We start from the raw sequence: 21,680 nt of genomic DNA on the forward strand, positions 1-21,680 counted from the left end.
ATAGAAGCCGATATAGGGAGCGACTAATTTTAGCTCCCTATATTAAGACTATCCATATCTTAATTATCGATTGGTTCATCATCGAGATAATTAACCGCTAAAGGAAAAATAATTTCTGCAACTGTTCCTTTGCCAGTTTCAGAATAAAGATTGAAGCGGGCATTATTCGCATCAGCTAATGCCTTGGTTAGCGGTAAACCAAGGCCCGTACCACGATTGCCATTTTCGCTATCATCATCACTGTGAATAGGTCGTGAAATTTGATGGAAAGGCAGCATCGCTTCTTCCATTTCGTTTTCATTCATTCCAATTCCGCTATCGCGAACCCGTAATAATACGCCAGCATTTTCGTGGCGAAGGGCGGATACAATAATCTGGCCACCGGGCGGAGTAAAACGAATAGCGTTCGACAAAAGATTAAGAATTATTTGTTTGACCGAGCGCTTATCAGCAGCAATGTTTGGTAAATCATGAGCAATGTTCGACCGCATAATGATACGACCGGTATTGGCTTGCGGTGTCATGAGCCCTAACACTTCTTTTAAAATAGGTACAATCGACACGGTACCAATATTAATCGTTGTACGCCCCTCAGCAACTTTTGCGGCATCAAGCAAATCATTAATCAGCGTCATGATATGGCCGCCAGACGTCACGATGTCACGCAGATAACCACGATACCGGTCATTATTTAATGAACCGAATTTTTCTTCCAAAATAAGCTCTGAAAGCCCAATAATTGCATTAAGGGGCGTTCGAATTTCATGGCTTACTAAAGCAAGATAACGAGATTTACGCAAAGCTTCTTCTTCTGCCTGATGGCGAGCAACCACCAATTCAGATGCGGCGGAATGAATGACGCTTAAATCACGCAGCATTAAGAAATAACCTTCATCAAGCTCCATTTTACCAAAGCTTACAAACAGACTTATGCTATCTCCATCACCGCGGCGTGCTTCAACCTCATATCCTTCGCCAAAGGTAAGCTTGTCATCACTTTGTCTAACCGTATCAAAATATTGGTTAACTGTATCAACACTCTTATAACTAAAGAATTGTATGAAATTACGGCCCTTTATGTCATCGGCGTCAAGCCCAAACATGCGTTGCGCTGCTTCATTAACTGAATGGATAAGCCCAGTGTCATCAAGGATGAGCACACCATCGGAAATTAAATTCAGCAAAATCGATAATTCTACTGCTTTGCGCTGCAAAGCTTCGAAATCCTCCCGATCAATTGAATCTTGCTTTTCAAGATTGCCGAAAGAAATCATCGAGGCTTCGCGCCCATCGGCCCAAGTAACGCCGCGCATTTTAGGACGTACTGACCAAATCTCGTCATTACTACCAATAAGAATATTACGTGGTAGCCATTCACGCAAAATAACCGACAATATTCCGTGCGCTCTAAATGAATCAAGCGTTGGAAAACCTGTCAATTGCAAGAGCTCATCACTGGCAAATAATACGCGATTATCGCGATAGATGAGAATTGGTAATGGTAAATGCTGTAATAGCGTAAATTCAATACGCGGCGAGGGTATAATGGGCAAAGCTCCGTCTTGGCCAGAACGTGCCGTGTTATCAGCATGATTATCGCCATCATTGCTGAATATTTCCAACTTGTCGGCAGGGCGCAAATTCAAGCGGCCGACATTGCTTTCTGGCTCGTCCGTTTCCTCATTATCAAGTGCAACAGGCCCTCTTTCGCTTTCAGGATAGAGAAAGGGTGGGTGGTCATCGGTTGCGATGACTTCGTCGTTAGAATCTATAACAGGTAAAACAGCAGGGGCAGTCCTATTCTCATCATCCGAAAAGGTTGCTTGGCGCATTAGCTCATCAATATTGGGTGCGAGATTTTCAACTGAGGCTTGTTCTGCTAATTGATCCTCAGTCTCAACGCTATCGCTTCGTTCTTCATCCCAAAAATCAAGAACCTCCTCTTTGCGTGGTTCAACCGCTTCAATACCATTGGCTTCAAGGGAGCGACGCAGGGCGGCTAAAGCCTCCTCAATCGTTTGCGGCTCTTCTTCCTCTTCCTGCACGTCAATCGCCAAATCACTTTCAGCGTTTAATTTTTCATCATCTTTATCTAGCTTTTTACCATTTAGCGCATTGTTAGTTTCCTGATCGCGACCAGTATCTTCGCCGTTTTCGTGTAGAGGCAAATTATCTTTAAGCTCAAAACTATCAATATTATCGGCGTTGTCATCTGACATGCTTGTTAAAGCATCATTGTCTTTGTCATTTTGCAAATCCGACTTGTCTTTTAAGGGTTCACCGATCAAATCATCATCATTGGCCCATTCCTGTTCCAAAGCAGTTTCAAGATCATCATCGGGTAGCTCTGTCATTGCCAAATTATCTTCTTTTGACAGTTGAACAACCATTGGAGTAGCGATCTGTGGCGTATGAGCGGTTCTTTCTGGTAATTTAGGCAGTATATCGCTATCATCTAATTTGGCGTCTTTATTACCAGTAAGTGTGCTTTTATCATAATGATTAAGCAATGAATCAATAGCAGAATCATCTGCTTGGCTAACAAGCTCCTCATCATCATTGGAAAAAGCATATTCTTCATCCAATGTTGGTAATTGCGAAAATTTAGGAAGATTATTTGTTTCTTCTTCAACAGCTTCGGTCAAGTTTTGCGGTTGATCGCTTATGCTATCTTCTAACGTCTCTGTAGTATCATTGGTTCGGTCACTGCTATCATCAAAATCGTTCTTGGACGCTAATGTAACTTCGTCTTCTTCGCTTTGCGGTAAAGCATCAAGCGATGGAGTTTTATCAGCTAAAGGCTTTTCCTCTTGTGCAATATCCTTTTCATAATCATTTTCATGATTATTGTCCGGTTGGTCGCTATTAGGCTGATGCGATATTGATTTATTTTCTATAGTTGCGTCGCTATCAGCTTTGCTTGCCTTAGCACGGCCTATTTCAACATCACTGGCGACATTTTCAATGATCGAATTTTTACCAGAACTTAGTTTTTGATAGTCATCACTTTGAGCCAGTCGCAAGTTTCGTGGTAATTCTACAGCAAGAATATCTGCCTTTAATTTACGGGCAATTGTTGTAAATGCTTCATGTTCTTGCGCGGTTAAGCCTTTTGGCCCACGATTGCGCGCAAGATTTAGTCCCTCATCTTTTGCTGTCATTTTTGCTTCATTTATTATACCAAATCCGCGATAACCACTAAATTCGCGATTGCGCGAGTAAATTGGCAAAGCAGAAAACTCAATTTCAACCCTAGTTTCGCCGCCTTCAACCGGCCAATATATTTTGCGCTCAGACCAAGCCTTATGGCTTTTTAACAATGCACGCATGGCGCCATTGCTATCCATATTCCATTCTTTGGCAAGACTGGTAAATGATTTATCGATAATGTCACCAAAGCGTGGCCCAACGCAAATTTCCAATTCAGGCGAAACATCGGTAAAAAAACTATTTTCATCAACCTGCCACGCAAACCTTGATGGAAAGCGTGTAATATCAAAGACAAAATCTTGTTTTACCTCATCTGCGTTATCAATATTCTCATCATCTCTCTTTGCGGCAATGAGTAGAAAAATAGCCGGCTGTTTGTTCAGCTCTAATATGCCAACCGGCATATCGGAATAATTTTTTAACAAACGCTTTTTAATAATATTGCCCGATTGCGCCTCATATAACAATGTGATGAGTTCATCATCAACGACAAAATCAGACCTAAAGCCTGTGGTTGAGCTTAAAATATTACCAGAAATATCAAGAACTGCAGCTTCAGTAAATTCATCACCTAAGCCGTCGGTTAAATCGACAAAGCCGCCGTCAGAGGCTACCGCTGCGATCGATCGTAAAAAAACGACGCTGTTTAAATGGTCCATCTCAATGGCGTTAACTAAAAAAGATTGAGCATTGGGGATGCCGCCTATTTTTACACCCCGTTTAGTAGTTAAGCCATTTTCAATTTGCAAACGAGTTAAATTATCAAAGCCGCTATCGACACCGATTGAATCTGCAACGGTACGGAAACCTAAAAAACGGGCACCTGCACCATTGGCCCAAAGAATGGTTTCTAAATCATTTGATAAAATAATAGAAATACGGCCAGCAAGATATGCATCACGCACTTGCGGATTTGCTAAAATATCCAAAAAAGCATGCGGAGCTGCCATAACTATCTTTCCTGGTTCAAAAAAGTATTTACCAGTTTACAGTGTTAATCAAACTTATGCATGTTTTTTAAAAGGAAAAATTGATTTTTAGTTAACGCGCCAAGCTGGAAATAGAAAAATGTAAAATTACAATTTAAATTCAAATAGTTAAGCAAGATATAAAATGTTCATATGTCTTGCATGAGAACAACTGACAATTTTCAATATTGCGTTTTTGAAAATATTTTTACAATTTTTGCTTGTTTTAATGTGAATCAACGCCAAATAGATAGAGCCGATCTTCCAGTGTTTAAACTCAATAGCTAAACCCAGTATTTAAATATTGAGTAACATTATTGAGGAGGGCGAAGGGGTTGTTCTCAATTATTCACTTTATTCGTTGTGATCGAATTGGTATGTGGTCATCGATAAAATTTTTGCTGATGGCGGCTATTTCGCTACAAACTCAAAATTAGCCTTCTGTATACTTATTAAAATTATTCGATGAAATATCTTATTAAAAATCATTACTTATATATTTCAATTCCTTATTTTTGTCTCATACATCTTATTAATGGAATTAGAAAAAAAGCTGTTGTGGTAGAGTTAGAGTTTTTATTGCTTAATGAAGCTATTTAAAGGCTTGCTTAATAGCCAATGGCTGCCGTTTATGTCATAAAATTTTGGTGTTTTTCTCATTAACTTTGGCTATTTTTTTTAAGTAAAAACATATGATTAAAGCAAGCAAAAGCAGGCAGCTTGTAAAAATAATAACCGTTGTCCAGCCACCTTTAAACCAAAACCAGCCACCAAAGGCACCGATAAAGCTTGATCCCATATAATAGAACAAAAGATAAAGTGCTGATGCATGCCCTTTCGCGCCAACAGCTATTCGTCCAACCCAAGCACTTGCAACCGAATGGGCAGTAAAAAAGCCAATAGTTATTAATGTAATGCCGGTTATAAACCATATTAAAGATGTGCTTAAGGTACAAATAAGCCCTAAGAATAATATCAAAACTGCTGCAATAAGCAAATTACTGCGTTGATATTTCTCGGTAAGACTACCTGCGATGGGTGACACAATCATACCAGCGATAAAACTTAAAAAGACAAAACCTATCTGCGTAGGGCTAAGGTTAAATGGCGGTGCGGATAAACGAAAATTGGCATAATTTAAAATGGCAACAAAAACACCAAAAATTAAAAATATGTAGCAAAAAATCAATAATAGTCGCATTGAGCCAATATGACCAAACCAAGCATGAATATGATGGCGCACATCAAATCCCTTGTGGCGAATAAAATGGTGCGGCTTGGGTAAAAGCAGATAAAAAATTATCGCGGCAATAAGATCAACAACACCGATAATTGCAAGCGCCCCATGCCAATCAAACCATTCAATCAAAATACCCATGCCAACACGACCCATCATGCCACCAAAAGCGGTACCACCAACATATAGGCCCATAATTTTTCCAAGACCTTTGGGCGAAATTTCTTCTGCTAAATAGGCCATGGCAACGGCAGGAACGCCACCAAGCATGATGCCTTCTAAAGCGCGTGCTACAAGTAACCAATGCCAGCTTGGGGCAAAGGCAGCAGCTAGATTACAAAGCGCGGCTCCAAGCATAGAACACGCCATAAGACCACGCCGCCCTAGAGCTTCTGAAAAAGCACTGGATAGTAAAATGGAAAAAGCCAAAAATCCGGTTGACAGCGATAAAGCAAGCGAGCTTTCCGCTGGCGTTACATGAAAGTGACTAGCAAAGGATGGTAATAAAGGTTGTACACAATAAAGCAGGGAAAAGGTGACAAAGCCAGCAAAAAACATGGCAAGACTTATGCGATGAAAAGCTTTTGTCGCCGGTAATACACCATCATCGACATTGTGAATGGTGGTAGAATGATTGATATTTTCTATTTTTTGCATCTTACTCATCATCTTGTTTTGCTTTTTTGCATCAAAGACATAATTTCGACAGAAATCAAAATAACATTTTGTGATTAATAGGTTCTAACCCTAGCTATTTAAAGACATTTATATAAGAGATTAAATCTATTCAAAATCTTTGGGCGGGTAATGCGCTATTTTAGGCAAAGTCTATTTAGAAAAATACTCATGATAGTTATTGCACAACAATGTTTGATTGTGCCAAGCTTTGCTGAAAATAATACTATTGAAGCAAATGTTAATAAGCTCTTTGATGCTATTCCAAATAGCTTTAGTAGCTGCACTACCGATAAGATGGCAGCTCCTTCTAAAGTGGATTTTGAAGTTACAGAAAAATTAGCAAGTTTGGGAAAAATGGGTGATGGTGTTCTTCCCGTTCTTGTTGCAAATATTACGTCAGATAAAAACAGTAACAGATTTTTAGGCGGCAATTCATTTGCAAGCCTATGTGCGCTTAGTATAATTGCAAAGGATAGTCTCAATTTTAACAGGATTTATAAAATAATCGATGATTTCTATCCCAATAAAATCTATGCAGCCAGCTATCCTTATGAACTTAATCATAAAATCCAGTTGGATATGATAGATCAGCTTGGCAATATAAAGTGCGAATACCACAATAGGCAAACCCGTTGCTGGTTAAAATAGCAAAGGTTTAAATTAAAAATCTGTTTTTTACCTTTATCTTTTTTTTAGTGTCATAACACTGTAATCAAAGGCACTTAAACCCTCCATGTTCACATAAATGTTATTTTGAGTGGAGTGGTTTGGTTAAGCATAGCAATGTGTTTTGCTTTATCTAAGGTTTTTAGACCAGCCAACTTTATTCTCAAGAAAACGAAAAAGCAGTTCAATGGGTTTGTTTTTATGCTCCTTTGCCGGAAAGCTCTAAACACAAGCAATATTGGCTATTGTTTACTTGTCTATTAAAGTGGAGTTATTATGCAATTTTTAAAAAAGTGGTCATTGGTTTTGGCATGTTCTGTTGTTGCTATTACTAGCGCGCAATCGGAGGCTGTAAAATTTGATGCGGTGTTAAAAGAACATGCAATTTTGCCAGCTCAAACCTTTACAGTGCCACCTGTCAATGCACCGCGCGCGCTTAATGCTGCTGGGCGTTTTATTAATGGCAGCCGTAATGAAGTTCTAAACAGTGATATAGTACCAGCAAGTGGTTTAGCTGTTCCCTTTGCAGGGCAGGCGATACAAGGCTTTTCAGGTATTCGCGCATTGGGCGATAATCGTTTCTTGGTGCTAACCGATAATGGTTTTGGCACACGTGCAAATTCAAGTGACGCTATGCTTATGTTCCATTTTATCAAAATTGATTGGCAACAAGGGCGCCCAGCAGTTGAAAAAACGATCTTTTTAAAAGATCCTAATCGGGTTGTGCCATTTCCAATTACCAACGAAAATACCAGCGAGCGTTATTTGACTGGTGCTGATTTTGATCCCGAATCCATTCAATATATTGGTGATACATTCTGGATTGGTGAAGAATTTGGTCCATATCTTATCAAATTAGATAAAAATGGTGTTGTTCTCGATGTTTTTGCCACCGAAGTTGGCGGCGTTGAGCATAAATCCCCCGATAATCCATTCGTTAAAGTTGCCCCGCAAGGCGATGCTATTAAGGGTATTAATACTGGCCGCTCTGGTGGATATGAGGGCATGGCACTGAGCGTGGATAATAAGACGCTCTATCCATTGCTTGAAAAGCCATTTTATCTTGAAGAGAGTAAAGAGTTTGAACAAAAAAGCGGCCATACAGTATTACGTATGTTTGAATTTGATCCAAACTCCAGTAAATGGTCAGATAAAATTCGCTATTATCCGCTTGAAGATGCCACTCATGCGATTGGTGACTTTAATATGATCGATGAAAATCGTGGACTTATTATTGAACGTGATAGCTTTGAAGGCGATCCGCGTGATAGCCGAAACGAAAAGCCAGCTGCATTTAAGCGAGTTTATTTGGTTGATATTAATCAGCTCGATAAAGAGGGAGTGGTTAAAAAAATCGGATATATTGATTTGATGGATATTAAAGATCCGAACAAAAAAGGTCGAACTGGTGTCGTTGACGGTGTTTTAAACTTCCCATTCGTCACTATTGAAAATGTCGATATGATTGATGATAGCACTATCATTATTGCCAATGACAATAATTATCCATTTTCTACCGGCCGGCAATTTGGCAAAGCAGATGATAATGAATTTATCTTGCTGGATGTTAAGGATTTTCTCGCAGCCAAATAATCCATAAACCCAAATAATACAAAAATAATTTAAATTCTTGTGCTTTGCCAATTACGTTGGCAAAGCATTTTTTTCTGCCTTCAATAATTCTATGACGGCCTTAGTGCAACTTCACACAATCTTTAGGTTTTATTGATAATTTGTAAATCGTAACGCAAGTAAGACAAAGCGTTTTGTGTCACATCGCGATATGAAAACAGAACTGGCCAATTAATTATGAAAAATTAATGTTTTTCATGGTCTTTCTAATAATTCGTTAAGCATAATGGCGCAAAATGCAACCAAATCAGCTTGGTATAAACCAATCAACTGGCTTGGTGGCTTGGTTTTTCTTGGCTGTTTGATTTTGAAAAGCGATGAAGGCAAAAGATGACTGAAGGTTATGAGCGCCATATACCTGTAATGCTCGGGGAAGTTTGTGACAGTGTTGAGCCGCTTGATGGGGCAATTATTGTCGATGGAACCTTTGGAGCAGGCGGTTATTCGCGTGGCTTTTTGGAAAAAGGCGCTCATGTAATTGCTCTTGACCGTGATCCTAATGCCATTGCTGGTGCAAAGCCATTGCTAGATCAATATAAGGGCCGGCTCACTTTAATTGAAACAGCTTTTTCGAATATGGCGCAAGTCATTGATGAAAAGGTTGACGCAGTCGTCCTTGATATTGGTGTGTCATCTATGCAAATCGATGAAGCAGAGCGCGGATTTTCTTTTCAAAAAGATGGCCCCCTTGATATGCGTATGTCACAAAAAGGCGTGAGTGCTGCCGATGTGGTCAACCGCTTAAAAGCAGGTGATCTTGCGCGCATTTTTGGTTTTTTGGGCGAAGAGCGCCATGCAGGGCGTATTGCCCGTATGATTGAGGCGCGCCGCGAAACAACACCTTTTACCCGCACGAGTGATTTGGCTAAGGCAATTGAAGCAACTATTGGTCGTAAGCCCAATGCCATTCATCCAGCGACGCGCGTTTTTCAAGCCCTTCGCATTTATGTCAATGATGAGCTTGGCGAACTTGCAAAAGCACTTTTGGCGGCAGAACAAATCTTAAAACCCGGTGGTAAATTGGCGGTTGTTACCTTCCATTCGCTTGAAGATCGGCTGGTAAAGCGTTTTTTTGCAGATCGTTCAGGCAAGCGCACTCAATCACGGCATATGCCTGATAATTTTGATTTAATGCCAGTTTTTGAACCGTTGTTTAAAGGTGCAATGGCCGCAAGTGACGGCGAAATTGATTTAAATCCGCGGTCGCGCTCGGCCAAATTGCGCGTTGGCGTGCGCACCAATAATCCTGCCTTTGGTGATGATATGGCCATTTTTCAGCTTGCAGAGCTTGCACCACTTAAAGGACATTCACGATGACGGTTTTTCGCACAACCCATATTATAATGGTTGCCATTATGATTATGGCAGCTGCCATAACCTATAAGGTGAAATATGATGCGTTAAAGCGCTATGCAGAAGTGCGCCGTATCGAAAGGCAAATTAATGCTGAAAAAGATACTATTGCTTTGTTAAAAGCTGAATGGGCGATGATGACAACGCCAACTCGTATGATGCGCCTTGCCGAGCAATATAAAAGTGAACTTAATTTGGCGACAATTGAACCTCGGCAGATTGTGAAAGCCAATGATATTCCAGAGCGTTTACCCGATGAAATTCAAAAGCTTATTATGAATAGCGAAGAATTATTGGCAGGCGAACTTGATGGCAAACGCGATATGATCAATACAGGGAGTGTTAAACCATGAATTTAGCGAAGTTCTTGTTTCCTAAAAAACTCCCTTTAAGCAAGTTTGAAGTTTTAGAAAAACGTGCCTCTGATGTAAAACGTACCAGCAAACGCATTTTTGTCATTGTCGCATGTTTTATGGGGATTTATGCGGTTATCTGCGGTAAACTTTATCTTTATGGGCAGCAAGGCGGCGAAATTGAAGAAGCCCGTGGCCCAGCTCAGATTGACATGACCTCGCGGCCCGATATTGTTGACCGCAATGGCGTTTTGCTCGCCACCGACATGAAAACCTATTCGCTTTTTGCTGAACCGCGCCGTATCATTGACGCCAATGAAACGATTGAGCTTTTGTCAAAGGTCCTACCCAATCTTAATTGGGAGGCTACCTATAAGAAATTGCGTCGTGGTAACGGTTTTGCGTGGATTGAGCGCGGTTTAACGCCGCGCCAAAAATCTGAAATTATGGCACTTGGTATTCCAGGCGTTGGCTTTAGAACGGAGACGCGGCGTTTTTATCCATCAGGGCCTGCTGCATCACATATTTTAGGGCTGGTTAATATCGACAATCAGGGCATTGCCGGTATGGAAAAATATATCGACAATGCCGGTCTTAGTGACTTACGTGCTGCAGGTCTTGCTGATTCTTCTTCATTGGAACCAGTCAAATTGTCGATTGATATTCGCGTGCAGTCAATTGTCCGTGATGAACTCGTGCAGGCAATGGAGCGTTATAAGGCGATTGCCGCAGGTGCGGTCGTCTTAAATGTTAAGACTGGTGAAATAATTGCATTAGCTTCCATGCCTGACTTTGATCCCAATAATCCGGTAAACGCTTTGGAAAAAGACCGCCTCAACCGTATGACAGCCGGTACCTTTGAAATGGGGTCAACCATTAAGAGCTTTACCACCGCTATGGCACTTGATTCTGGTAAATTCCGGTTAAATTCAATGATTGATGCATCAAAGCCCTTGCGCTTTGGCCATCAAACTATTCGCGATTTCCATGGTAAATATCGCCCGCTTGCTTTATGGGAAGTATTTATCTACTCGTCCAATATTGGTTCTGGTCGTGAAGCCGATACCGTTGGTATTGAAGGACACCGTGCATTCTTGAAGCGTTTAGGTCTTTTAGATAGGATGACAACAGAACTGCCAGAAGTCGCGCGTCCTGTAGAGCCGCGCACATGGAAAAAAGTCCATTCAATGACCATTGCTTTTGGTCATGGCATGATGACGACACCCTTACAAACAGCAGTTGGTGCTTCGGCGTTGATGAATGGTGGCTATTTGATAGAGCCAACTTTTTTAATGCGCAACCAAGCAGAGGCGCTTGAGCATGCGACTAAAGTGGTTAGCGATGAAACAAGCCGCGATATGCGTTATCTTTATAAGCTCAATGCCGATATTGGCTCAGGCCGGCGTGCAGCTGTTAAAGGTTACCGTGTTGGGGGTAAAACCGGCACAGCTGAAAAAGTGGTGAATGGCAAATACTCCAAGAATAAGCGTTTCAATTCGTTTCTTGCAGCATTTCCAATGGATGATCCAACCTATATGGTATTAACCATCATTGATGAACCGCAACCAGAAGAAGGTAAATTTACTGCGACTGCAGGTTTAAATGCTGGACCAATGGCAGCAAATATCATTACACGGTCAGCCTCGTTCTTAGGAATTTCGCCAGATTTTATGGAGGAAAGCGCGCCAATTCTTGCTGCTGGCGATGTTTCAGGTAATCTGCCAGATTAAGTTTTTTAAGCTTTGGTAGCAGCTTTATCACAAAATGCGCTAGATTAAAGCGAGTGAATGCTGTTATATGTTTATATTGATAAATATTAACTGACAGATAAATGAAAATAAGATTACACTATTGACGCATATTTTTATAAAATTCAGCATTAAAAAGCGATTAGCTGATTAAAAGGAATGAATCGATTAGCTTATTTAGTGCAGTTTTTTTATTTTTAGGGTATCAGCACTATAGGGTAACTAAATCCTGCTTTATGCGGAAGCCATTTTTGGGAAAGGGCAAAATATGAAGCTCGCAGATTTGTTAGGCAATAGAGATATTTCTCCAACAATTAATATCACTGGCCTTACAGCTGATTCTCGCGAAGTTTTGCCAGGTTATGTGTTTTTTGCCCTAAAAGGCAATGCAGGTGACGGCCAGCAATATATTAGTGATGCTATTAAGCATGGTGCCAGTGCTGTCATCTGTGAAAAACGTAATAATGGCATTAAAATCCCCATTCCTTTTTTTGAAGTTGAAGATGTGCGCCATGCATTGGCCATGGCTGCTTCGCGTTTTTATCCACGCCAACCGGAAGTCATCACGGCTGTTACTGGTACAAGTGGGAAAACTTCGGTTGTTTCGCTGTTGCGACAAATTTGGTGGGATACAGGTTTTGCTGGCGCAAGTATTGGCACTGTTGGCGTCTTCTCTCCTAAAATTAGCCGCTATGCAGCTCTGACTACACCCGGACCAGTCGAATTGCACCGCGTTTTACAAGAACTTAATGACGAAGGTGTAACGCATCTTGCGATGGAGGCATCCTCGCACGGTATTGATCAAAGGCGTTTGGATGGCGTTCGTTTAAGTGCCGCAGCCTTTACCAATCTTGGCCGTGATCATTTGGATTATCATGCCAATTTAGAAGAATATTTTAACGCAAAAATGCGGTTGTTTAATACGTTACTCCCCATGGATGCACCAGCCATTATCTATGCCGATAATAAATATTCCGAAAAAGCTATTGAACATGTGGTTCGCGCCAAGCGCAAGGTTTTAACCGTTGGTCGCAAAGGCTCATTCATCCGCATTAAGCGGGTAGAACATGAACGCTATCGACAATATGCTGAAATTGAATATGACAATGAAATTTATGAAATTTTATTGCCATTAGCAGGTGACTTCCAAATAGCAAACGCCCTTGTTGCCGCTGGTATTGCTATTGCAACGGGTGTACCGGGGGCTGCTGTTTTTCGCGCATTGGAGCGCGTCAAAGGCGCGCCGGGTCGTCTTGATCTTGTTGGTACAACCAGCGATGGTGGCGCGGTCTATGTTGATTACGCCCATAAGCCTGATGCTATGGATAATGTTTTAAAATCGGTACGCCCTTTTACTAAGGGTAGAGTGATTGTTGTTTTCGGCTGCGGTGGCGACCGCGACAAGGGTAAAAGAGCGATCATGGGTGAAATTGCCAGTAATCTTGCTGATATTGTCATTGTTACCGATGATAATCCGCGCTCGGAGAATCCCGATGATATTCGTCGGCAAATATTGAAGGGCGCAACCAATGCTATCGAAATTGGTGATCGCCGTGCTGCAATCCGCGAGGGTGTCGCTCTTATGGCAGCAGGGGACACACTTATTATTGCCGGTAAGGGTCATGAAGAAGGGCAAATTATTGGCAGTAAAGTATTGCCTTTTTCAGATCACGCCGAAGTCCATGCAGCATTGGAGGCTCGCAGTCGATGAGTTTACAATCATCACAAGAATCGAACGCCGCACAAGAATTGAATGCGCCGCTTTGGAGTAAAGAAGCCTTTTATGAAGCTATTGGCGGTAGCGTTTTTGGCGAATTTTCGAATGATATTTTTGGTATTTCAATTGATAGCCGCAGTTTGCAAAAGGGTGACGCTTTTTTTGCTATTGCTGGTGATAAGTTTGATGGTCATGATTTTGCCAAAGGCGCATTTGAAAATGGTGCAGCAATTTTGGTAGTTGATGAACCGCATAGCCAAGATATGCAATCATTGGCTAAAGAATTTCAAAAACCGATTTTAATTGTTGATGATGTTTTAAAAGCATTGGAGCGATTAGGCGAGGCCGCTCGTTTGCGCAGCAAGGCAAAAATTATTGCCATTACTGGTTCGGTGGGTAAAACTACCACTAAAGAAGCTTTGCGTCATGTGTTAAGTGGATTTGGCAATGTTCATGCCAATCCTGCATCTTTTAATAATCATTGGGGTGTACCACTTACCTTGGCAAGAATGCCGCAAAATATTGATTTTGGCATTTTTGAAATTGGCATGAATCATGAAAATGAAATTAGGCCTTTGGTGAAGCTGGTGAAGCCGCATATTGCGTTAATTACGCGAATTGGTGCGGCCCATATGGGGTATTTTTCTTCCCTAGAAGCAATTGCTGATGCCAAAGCAGAAATATTTGAAGGCATTATTCATGGTGGCAATGCACTTATCAATATTGATGATGATCTTGGCGCTTATCTTGTTGATAAGGCAAGGCAAAGTGATGTCGGTTCGATTTTGAGTTTTGGCGAAAGTGAAAAAGCGGATTATCAGTTGCGCTCACTGGTTTTAAACGCTCAAAATTCTGATATTACCATAAAGACACCGCAGGCTAACTTATCGCTTACTATTGGCGTTCCCGGTCGCCATATTGTACAAAATATGTTGGCCGTTATTGCCGTATGTGATCTTTTGAAGCTCGATCTTATAAAGGTTGGTCAATTGCTCGGCTCTTTACAAGCTGAAAGTGGCCGCGGGGCAAGACATTTATTGAAAAACGCCAATGGTGGTTTAATTACCCTTATTGATGAAAGCTATAATGCTAACCCAACGTCAATGCGAGCGGCGTTGTTATTGCTCAAAAATTGCCAACCTAAAGATCATGGTAGGCGCATTGCTGTGCTTGGTGATATGCTGGAATTAGGGCGTTTTTCGAAGCAATCGCATGAAGATTTAATCGCTCCTATCACTGATGCCAAGGTTGATGTGATTTTTTTAGTTGGTAGCGAGATGAAGGCCTTAGCTGATAAGTTCGGTTCTGATAATTACACTAAGGTAAGTGGTGCGCACCTTGAAAAAATTATTTGGCAAGAAACTATTGAACAATTGCAGCCGCTTGTTTTGGCTGAGCTTCAAAGTGATGATGTTATCATGATAAAATCATCTAACGGCATTGGTTCTGCAAAAATTGTTCGCGCATTGCTTTCCCATAATTAAAGACGCTTTTGATAATAAAAATTAACTACTTTTATTATATATCATTAACAAGACGAATGGGTTTTGCCATTCGTAACAAGATTTATAATCCTGTTATTGCCCTTTGGCTTTAATTGGTTGTTTAATAAAGGCCGCCGCCATGTTTATGTATTTGCCTGATTTTTTAATGAATTTGCCTGATTGGCTGCCGGAATGGTTGCGCAAAATTCCAGGTCTTGGCGTATTTCGGTATATTTCGTTTAGGACTGGTGCGGCAACGCTAACATCGGCGATGATTGTATTTTTATTTGGCCCTAGCATTATTGCGGCTTTGCGTCTACGGCAAGGGCGCGGTCAGCCAATTCGTGCGGATGGACCACAAACCCATTTTAAAAAAGCCGGTACGCCTACTATGGGTGGTTTAATGATATTAACCGGTGTTGTGGTATCATCACTGTTATGGGGCAATTTGCATAATGTCTATTTTTGGACAGTGTTGCTGGTCATGCTTTCCTTTGGCCTTATTGGCTTTTATGATGATTATTTGAAAGTTACCAAGCAGACGGAAAAGGGGTTTTCTGGCAAAGCGCGGTTAAGTCTTGAAGCGTTGATTGCCGCAATTGCTGCCTATGTCATTATGCGTGCTGGTAGCAGCGGTCTTGCCTTTCCTTTTGTCAGCTATATGCTTAATCTTGGCTGGTTCTTTATTCCTTTTGCAGCTCTTGTTATGGTTGGTACTGGTAATGCAGTTAATTTTACCGATGGATTAGATGGGCTTGCGACCGTGCCAGTGATGGTTGCTGCTGCATCCTTTGCTTTGATTGCCTATTTATCGGGAAATGCTGGCTTTGCCAGCTATTTACAAATTCATTATGTTCCAGGCACTGGTGAACTTGCCGTGCTGTTAGGGGCGGTTATTGGCGCAGGTCTTGGATTTTTGTGGTTTAATGCGCCACCAGCGGCTATTTTTATGGGCGATACTGGTTCGCTTGCCCTTGGTGGTATGCTGGGTGCGATTGCAGTTGCTACAAAACATGAAATAGTTTTGGTTATTATTGGCGGTGTTTTTGTTATGGAAGCCCTGTCGGTTATTATTCAAGTTGGCTCATTTAAATTAACTGGTAAACGGGTTTTCTTGATGGCTCCTATCCATCACCATTTTGAAAAAAAGGGCTGGACTGAAAGTCAAGTGGTTATACGCTTTTGGATAATATCTATTGTTCTTGCTTTGATCGGCCTTGCTACTTTAAAATTGCGATAAGCGCGGCTTTTGTTATAGTGATATAAAAAATGGGGTTGTTATGATTGCTATTTCCAGTTTTAAAGGTGAAAAAGTAGCGCTTTTTGGTCTTGGTGGCTCAGGCATTGCAACCGCTAAAGCTTTAATTGCAGGTGGCAGCAAGGTTATCGCCTTTGATGACAATGTTGAAAGTGTCGAGCGGGCAAAGCAAGAGGGTATCACTACGGGTGATTTGCATTTTATTGATTGGAGCGAGATCAAGGCGTTAATTCTTGCACCCGGTGTGCCACTAACCCATCCTCACCCCCATTGGTCAGCGCAAATGGCGAGAGCCAATAATATTGAGATTATTGGCGATATTGAGTTGTTTGTGCGCGAGCGCAATGCATTTTTATTGCGCAATCATTTCTCATCGCAAGATTGTCCGTTTATTGCCATTACTGGCACGAATGGCAAATCAACTACAACAGCACTTATTGCCCACTTGCTTCAAGAAACTGGTTATGATGTGCAAATGGGTGGCAATATTGGCACCGCGATTTTGTCGCTTGAGCCTTTTGCCAAAAAACGTTGCTATGTCATCGAGTGTTCATCCTATCAAATAGATCTTACGCCCTCTATTAATCCCACAATAGGTATTTTGTTAAATCTCACTCCCGATCATATTGATCGCCATGGCAGTTTTGAACATTATGCTACTGTTAAAGAGCGTTTAATAAAAGGCGCAGATATTGCAGTCGTTTCAATTGATGATATTTTTTGCGAAAAAATCGCTATTAGAGTTTTAGAGCAACAACATAAGCTTGTGCCATTTTCAACCAAGCGCACCATTCATACGGGTTGGTTTGCTGAAAGCGATAAAATTTTTAAAGCTGGGCGTAAAGAGCTGCACGAAATTGCTAGTCTTAGTGGTATAGCGTCTTTGCGTGGCGCACATAATGCACAAAATGCTCTTGCTGCTTTAGCGACATGTGTATCAATCGGTGTTACGGAAAAAAAATTAACCACTGCGCTTGCTACATTTAAAGGCCTTGCCCATCGCATGGAAGAAGTTGGTCGTAAAGACCATGTCATCTTCATTAATGATAGTAAGGCAACCAATGCCGAAGCAACCGCACCCGCCTTATCAACCTTTGATAATATTTATTGGATAGCAGGGGGCGTTGCTAAAGAAGGTGGAATTTCATCTTTAAAGGAATTTTTCCCAAAAATTCGCAAAGCCTATTTAATAGGTGAAGCTGCCGAAAACTTTGCGCAAACTATCGGCAGTGATATTGATGTAGTGATAAGCGAAACCCTTGAAAAGGCTTTACAGCAAGCCGCCCGTGACGCAGCCCTTGCTCAAGCTGATCTTGCGGCTGAAAGTGGCGCAGATGCAATTGCAGCTGTCTTATTATCGCCTGCTTGCGCAAGCTTTGACCAATTTGCCAATTATGGTGCAAGGGGCGATGACTTTAGAGATTTGGTACAAAAAACTATATTGCTATAATTTAAAAAATGTGTGGTTAATTATTTTTTTCAATATTGTTAACTATTCTCTATTCCTTTGCGCTTATGCTGCTAGAAAATTTCCCCATCGGGAAAAATCTAGGAAAAGTAGCAATCTCATTTTTGCTGTTTTATTAAATAGACAACAAAAAGCGCAAAGAAAAAGGAAGCAATAGCATGGTCAGTCGTGTTGATCGTGGACCCGTTGCAAATTGGTGGTGGACTATTGACCGCTCAATTCTTGCCGCCTGTCTGATGTTGATGGGCCTTGGCGTTTTTTTATCCTTTGCTGCAAGTCCTGCAATTGCAAGTCGTATTGGTATTGCCGACAGTTTTCATTTCGTAAAACTGCATATAAAATATATCGTTCCAGCTTTTTTTGTAATGATCACCATATCCTTTTTTTCGCCCTATAATGTGCGTCGTGCAGCAATTGCGTTACTTGGTGTCTCATTGGTATTATTGGTTGCTGTGTTATTTAAAGGCACAGAAATCAAAGGTTCAGTACGTTGGATAACAATGCTTGGTGTGACTATTCAGCCATCAGAATTTATGAAGCCAGCTTTTGTGGTTGTTTCAGCATGGCTTTTTGCACAGCATGGTGAAAAAAATAAAATACCTGGTTATACATCAGCCATCGCACTTTTTATAGTTACGGCCGCATTATTAGTGCTAGAGCCAGATGTTGGGCAAACCATATTAATCACTGCTGCGTGGGGAGGATTGTTTTTCCTTGCGGGCATTCCGTGGATCATGGTGCTTGTCTTTATTGGCCTTGCAGTCGTTGGCGGTTTTGGTGCCTATCATTTTCTAGACCATGTGCAAAAGCGTATTGACGCTTTTTTGCATGGTGAAGGTGATACGTTTCAGGTTGATGCAGGGCGTGAAGCCATTATAAATGGTGGCTGGTTTGGTCAAGGGCCGGGTGAGGGTACAGTAAAACGCATGGTTCCTGATGCTCATACAGATTTTGTGTTTTCTGTCGCCGCAGAAGAATATGGTATTATTTTATGTGTTCTTATCGTTGCACTATTTGGCTTTATCGTTATTCGTTCGCTTTATATAGCATCAAAAGAACAAGATAAATTTACTTGTTTTGCCATTGCTGGTATTGCCATGTTGTTTGGCGTGCAATCAATTATTAACGTTGCGGTTAATTTGCATCTCATGCCGCCAAAAGGTATGACTTTGCCATTTATTTCTTATGGTGGTTCATCATTGGTGGCGATCGGTATAACTATGGGTTTTTTATTAGCATTGACAAGAAGGCGTCCAGAAGCGCGTGTGTCAAAATACTATTCTTGAAGAAACTATAAAAATGGCGGCATGATAAAATGACAAAAGGCAAAATTGTTTTGGCAGCAGGTGGCACTGGCGGCCATTTATTTCCAGCCGAGGCTTTGGGTGCAGAGTTGCAATTACGCGGCTATGAGGTGCATCTTTTAACTGATGGTCGTGCGCAACGCTTCGTTCGTTTTTTTGATGCAGACCATGTCCATGTTATTCATTCAGCTACCATTAAGGGTAAAAACCCAATTGCAATTATCAAAACGCTTTGGCAATTGCTCAAGGGGGTGCGGCAATCGCGTAAATTATTGCGCAATCTCAAGCCGGTTTTGGTAGGTGGTTTTGGTGGCTATCCAACCCTGCCGCCGCTTTATGCTGCAACAAGCATTGGTTTGCCGACCTTTATTCATGAGCAAAATGCGGTTATGGGGCGGGCAAACCGCTTTTTAGCGGGTAAGGTCACGGCAATTGCTGGTGGTTTCTTAAGTGCAGAAGGTGAATTTGCCTCAAAGATTATTGTAACCGGTAATCCTGTGCGCCCAGCAGTGATAGACGCTGCCCAATTGCCTTATAAAGTAGCACAAACTGGTGAGCCTTTTAATTTACTTGTTTTTGGTGGTAGTCAAGGTGCGAGCTTCTTTTCTGAAATTTTGCCACAAGCCTTAAAACTTATTGATGAAACCAAGCGCAAATCAATTTTTGTTACCCAGCAAGCGCGGCAACAAGATATTGACTCAGTAAAGCAGGCCTACAGCGATTTAGGAATAAAGGCTGAAGTTGCTAGTTTCTTTGATAATATGGCAGAGCGTATTGCCAGTGCTCAATTTATAATCGCGCGTTCTGGCGCCTCAACAGTCGCTGAAATCGCTGCTATTGGCCGGCCGGCTTTATTAGTGCCTTATCCTTATGCACTTGATCACGATCAGGCAGAAAATGCTGCATCGCTTGCAACATCGGGCGGCGTTAAGGTATTAGCGCAAAAGAATATTGATGCAGATGTCATGGCAGAAATTATAACAGGCGCGCTTGATGATCCAAAATTAATGGCCACTATGGCGGCAGGCGCACGCCAAGCAGGACGTTTGCAAGCAACGCAAAGCTTGGCTGATATGGCCGAAGGGCTTATTGCGAAAAAGTCGCTTGATGAAATAAAAAAAACTGAAGCTACCCAAATACGATTAGAAATTCTTGAAAATCAAACAACGAAAAATGGAGAAAACGCATGAAAATGCCGCTCAATATTGGTCTTATTCATTTTATCGGTATTGGCGGTATCGGTATGAGCGGCATTGCCGAGGTTTTGCATAATCTTGGTTATCAAGTGCAGGGTTCAGACCAAAGTGATAATGCCAATGTGATACGTTTGCGTGAAAAAGGCATTAAGGTTTTCATCGGCCATGATGAAGAAAATCTTGGTGATGCGGAAGTTGTCGTTGTTTCTACTGCGATTAAAAAAACGAACCCAGAATATATGGCAGCGCGTGAGCGTCTATTGCCGATTGTGCGCCGTGCGGAAATGCTAGCCGAACTTATGCGTTTTCGCCAAGCTGTTGCAATTGGCGGTACTCATGGCAAAACAACAACCACATCTATGGTTGCGACATTGCTTGATGCTGGTGGCTATGATCCAACTGTGATCAATGGTGGTATCATTAACGCTTATGGCACCAATGCCCGTATGGGCGAAGGTGATTGGATGGTGGTTGAAGCTGATGAAAGTGATGGCACATTTTTAAAATTGCCAGCTGATATTGCTGTTGTTACCAATATTGATCCTGAACATCTTGATCATTATGGCAGTTTTGATGCGGTGCGCGAAGCCTTCCGCCAATTTGTTGAAAATGTACCATTTTATGGCTTTGGCGTTATGTGCCTTGATCATCCAGAAGTACAAGCGATGGTAAGCCGCATTGATGATCGCCGGATTATTACTTATGGCAATAATCCGCAAGCCGATGTTCGCTTTTTCAATCATCATATGGAAGGCGCCAATTCGCATTTCGATGTGATTATTCGTAACCGCAAAACAGGTGAAACGGTTGAGATGAAGGATCTTGTTTTGCCAATGCCAGGGCTTCACAATGTATCAAATGCGACCGCGGCTATTGCTGTTGCCCATCAACTTGGCGTGACGGATACAGCAATTGCAAAAGGATTGGCTGCCTTTGGTGGAGTAAAACGCCGCTTCACCCATAGTGGAAGCTGGAATGGAATTGAATTTTTTGATGATTACGGTCATCATCCAGTTGAAATTAAGGCGGTGTTAAAAGCCGCGCGTGAGGCAACGAAAGGCAATGTAATTGCTGTTGTACAACCGCATCGTTTTTCGCGTTTGCATGATTTATTTGATGATTTTGCTACAGGTTTTAACGATGCCGACCGTGTTGTTGTGGCACCCGTTTATGCCGCGGGCGAAGAACCAATAGAGGGTGTATCTGCACAAAGCCTTGTTGAGCGAATTAAAACTGCAGGTCATCGTGATGCACGCTATGTCAGCGGCGCTGAAGATTTACCGGCTATGATTAAAGATATTGCCAAGCCCGGTGATTTTGTGGTGTTTTTGGGAGCTGGTAATATTACGCAATGGGCTTATCAAGTGCCGCAAGAATTGCAAAAATTGGCTTAACAGATTTATTGATT

13 protein-coding genes and 1 pseudogene are annotated in these 21,680 nt (G+C 41.6%); 12 read left to right on the plus strand and 2 right to left on the minus strand.

The genetic code is table 11. The features are described 5' to 3' along the window. Positions 1 to 59: 59 nt before the first annotated feature. Both N5852_RS04420 and N5852_RS04425 read right to left on the minus strand, forming a co-directional pair. Positions 60 to 4,160, minus strand: a complete 4,101-nt coding sequence (locus N5852_RS04420) for an ATP-binding protein (protein ID WP_262099212.1) — start codon at positions 4,158 to 4,160, stop codon at positions 60 to 62. A gap of 652 nt (positions 4,161 to 4,812) precedes the next feature. Further along, a complete protein-coding gene (locus N5852_RS04425) occupies positions 4,813 to 6,072 on the minus strand; it encodes an MFS transporter (protein ID WP_262099213.1) in 1,260 nt (419 codons plus the stop codon). 189 nt (positions 6,073 to 6,261) lie between these two features. On the opposite strand from N5852_RS04425, the gene N5852_RS04430 reads away from it, so the two are divergent. The 12 genes and pseudogenes from N5852_RS04430 to murC all read left to right on the plus strand — a co-directional run bounded on the left by N5852_RS04430 (position 6,262) and on the right by murC (position 21,666). After that, on the plus strand, positions 6,262 to 6,741 hold the full coding sequence (locus N5852_RS04430) for a hypothetical protein (protein WP_262099214.1): 480 nt from the start codon (positions 6,262 to 6,264) through the stop codon (positions 6,739 to 6,741). A 294-nt stretch (positions 6,742 to 7,035) separates the two neighbouring features. Beyond that, positions 7,036 to 8,352, plus strand: coding sequence for an esterase-like activity of phytase family protein (locus N5852_RS04435; RefSeq protein WP_262099215.1), 1,317 nt, complete (start codon positions 7,036 to 7,038; stop codon positions 8,350 to 8,352). Between the two features lie 369 nt (positions 8,353 to 8,721). Beyond that, positions 8,722 to 9,708, plus strand: coding sequence for a 16S rRNA (cytosine(1402)-N(4))-methyltransferase RsmH (gene rsmH / locus N5852_RS04440; protein WP_262099216.1), 987 nt, complete (start codon positions 8,722 to 8,724; stop codon positions 9,706 to 9,708). After that, positions 9,705 to 10,097 (plus strand): cell division protein FtsL, encoded by a 393-nt coding sequence (locus tag N5852_RS04445; protein ID WP_262099217.1) that lies wholly within the window; start codon positions 9,705 to 9,707, stop codon positions 10,095 to 10,097. The genes rsmH and N5852_RS04445 overlap by 4 nt, the downstream gene beginning before the upstream one ends. 107 nt (positions 10,098 to 10,204) lie before the next feature. Then, positions 10,205 to 11,827, plus strand: a pseudogene (locus tag N5852_RS04450) (peptidoglycan D,D-transpeptidase FtsI family protein); the annotation flags it as partial. Positions 11,828 to 12,113: 286 nt separating this feature from the next. Continuing rightward, positions 12,114 to 13,556 carry a UDP-N-acetylmuramoyl-L-alanyl-D-glutamate--2,6-diaminopimelate ligase gene (locus tag N5852_RS04455; protein WP_262099218.1) on the plus strand — a complete coding sequence of 481 codons (1,443 nt, stop codon included), beginning with the start codon at positions 12,114 to 12,116 and terminating at the stop codon, positions 13,554 to 13,556. Then, positions 13,553 to 15,046, plus strand: coding sequence for a UDP-N-acetylmuramoyl-tripeptide--D-alanyl-D-alanine ligase (gene murF, locus N5852_RS04460; RefSeq protein WP_262099219.1), 1,494 nt, complete (start codon positions 13,553 to 13,555; stop codon positions 15,044 to 15,046). Before N5852_RS04455 ends, murF begins: the two co-directional genes overlap by 4 nt. A gap of 166 nt (positions 15,047 to 15,212) precedes the next feature. Beyond that, complete coding sequence (gene mraY, locus N5852_RS04465) at positions 15,213 to 16,286, plus strand: phospho-N-acetylmuramoyl-pentapeptide-transferase (protein WP_262099687.1); 1,074 nt, start codon at positions 15,213 to 15,215, stop codon at positions 16,284 to 16,286. Between the two features lie 40 nt (positions 16,287 to 16,326). Then, a complete protein-coding gene (gene murD / locus N5852_RS04470) occupies positions 16,327 to 17,754 on the plus strand; it encodes a UDP-N-acetylmuramoyl-L-alanine--D-glutamate ligase (protein ID WP_262099220.1) in 1,428 nt (475 codons plus the stop codon). 176 nt (positions 17,755 to 17,930) lie between these two features. Further along, complete coding sequence (gene ftsW / locus N5852_RS04475; RefSeq protein ID WP_262099221.1) at positions 17,931 to 19,058, plus strand: putative lipid II flippase FtsW; 1,128 nt, start codon at positions 17,931 to 17,933, stop codon at positions 19,056 to 19,058. Between the two features lie 29 nt (positions 19,059 to 19,087). Continuing rightward, positions 19,088 to 20,266, plus strand: coding sequence for an undecaprenyldiphospho-muramoylpentapeptide beta-N-acetylglucosaminyltransferase (gene murG / locus N5852_RS04480; protein ID WP_262099222.1), 1,179 nt, complete (start codon positions 19,088 to 19,090; stop codon positions 20,264 to 20,266). Continuing rightward, positions 20,263 to 21,666 carry a UDP-N-acetylmuramate--L-alanine ligase gene (gene murC / locus N5852_RS04485; protein WP_262099223.1) on the plus strand — a complete coding sequence of 468 codons (1,404 nt, stop codon included), beginning with the start codon at positions 20,263 to 20,265 and terminating at the stop codon, positions 21,664 to 21,666. Before murG ends, murC begins: the two co-directional genes overlap by 4 nt. Positions 21,667 to 21,680: the final 14 nt, after the last annotated feature.

This window comes from Bartonella sp. HY328 (genome assembly GCF_025449335.1).
Classification (GTDB): domain Bacteria; phylum Pseudomonadota; class Alphaproteobacteria; order Rhizobiales; family Rhizobiaceae; genus HY038.

Coding starts and splice junctions, on each gene's coding strand:
- N5852_RS04445 (WP_262099217.1), top strand. CDS start 9,705: ATGACGGTTTTTCGCACAACCCATATTATAATGGTTGCCATTATGATT.
- murG (WP_262099222.1), top strand. CDS start 19,088: ATGACAAAAGGCAAAATTGTTTTGGCAGCAGGTGGCACTGGCGGCCAT.
- N5852_RS04430 (WP_262099214.1), top strand. CDS start 6,262: ATGATAGTTATTGCACAACAATGTTTGATTGTGCCAAGCTTTGCTGAA.
- N5852_RS04455 (WP_262099218.1), top strand. CDS start 12,114: ATGAAGCTCGCAGATTTGTTAGGCAATAGAGATATTTCTCCAACAATT.
- murF (WP_262099219.1), top strand. CDS start 13,553: ATGAGTTTACAATCATCACAAGAATCGAACGCCGCACAAGAATTGAAT.
- rsmH (WP_262099216.1), top strand. CDS start 8,722: ATGACTGAAGGTTATGAGCGCCATATACCTGTAATGCTCGGGGAAGTT.
- ftsW (WP_262099221.1), top strand. CDS start 17,931: ATGGTCAGTCGTGTTGATCGTGGACCCGTTGCAAATTGGTGGTGGACT.
- N5852_RS04435 (WP_262099215.1), top strand. CDS start 7,036: ATGCAATTTTTAAAAAAGTGGTCATTGGTTTTGGCATGTTCTGTTGTT.
- N5852_RS04420 (WP_262099212.1), bottom strand. CDS start 4,160: ATGGCAGCTCCGCATGCTTTTTTGGATATTTTAGCAAATCCGCAAGTG.
- N5852_RS04425 (WP_262099213.1), bottom strand. CDS start 6,072: ATGCAAAAAATAGAAAATATCAATCATTCTACCACCATTCACAATGTC.
- murC (WP_262099223.1), top strand. CDS start 20,263: ATGAAAATGCCGCTCAATATTGGTCTTATTCATTTTATCGGTATTGGC.
- murD (WP_262099220.1), top strand. CDS start 16,327: ATGATTGCTATTTCCAGTTTTAAAGGTGAAAAAGTAGCGCTTTTTGGT.
- mraY (WP_262099687.1), top strand. CDS start 15,213: ATGAATTTGCCTGATTGGCTGCCGGAATGGTTGCGCAAAATTCCAGGT.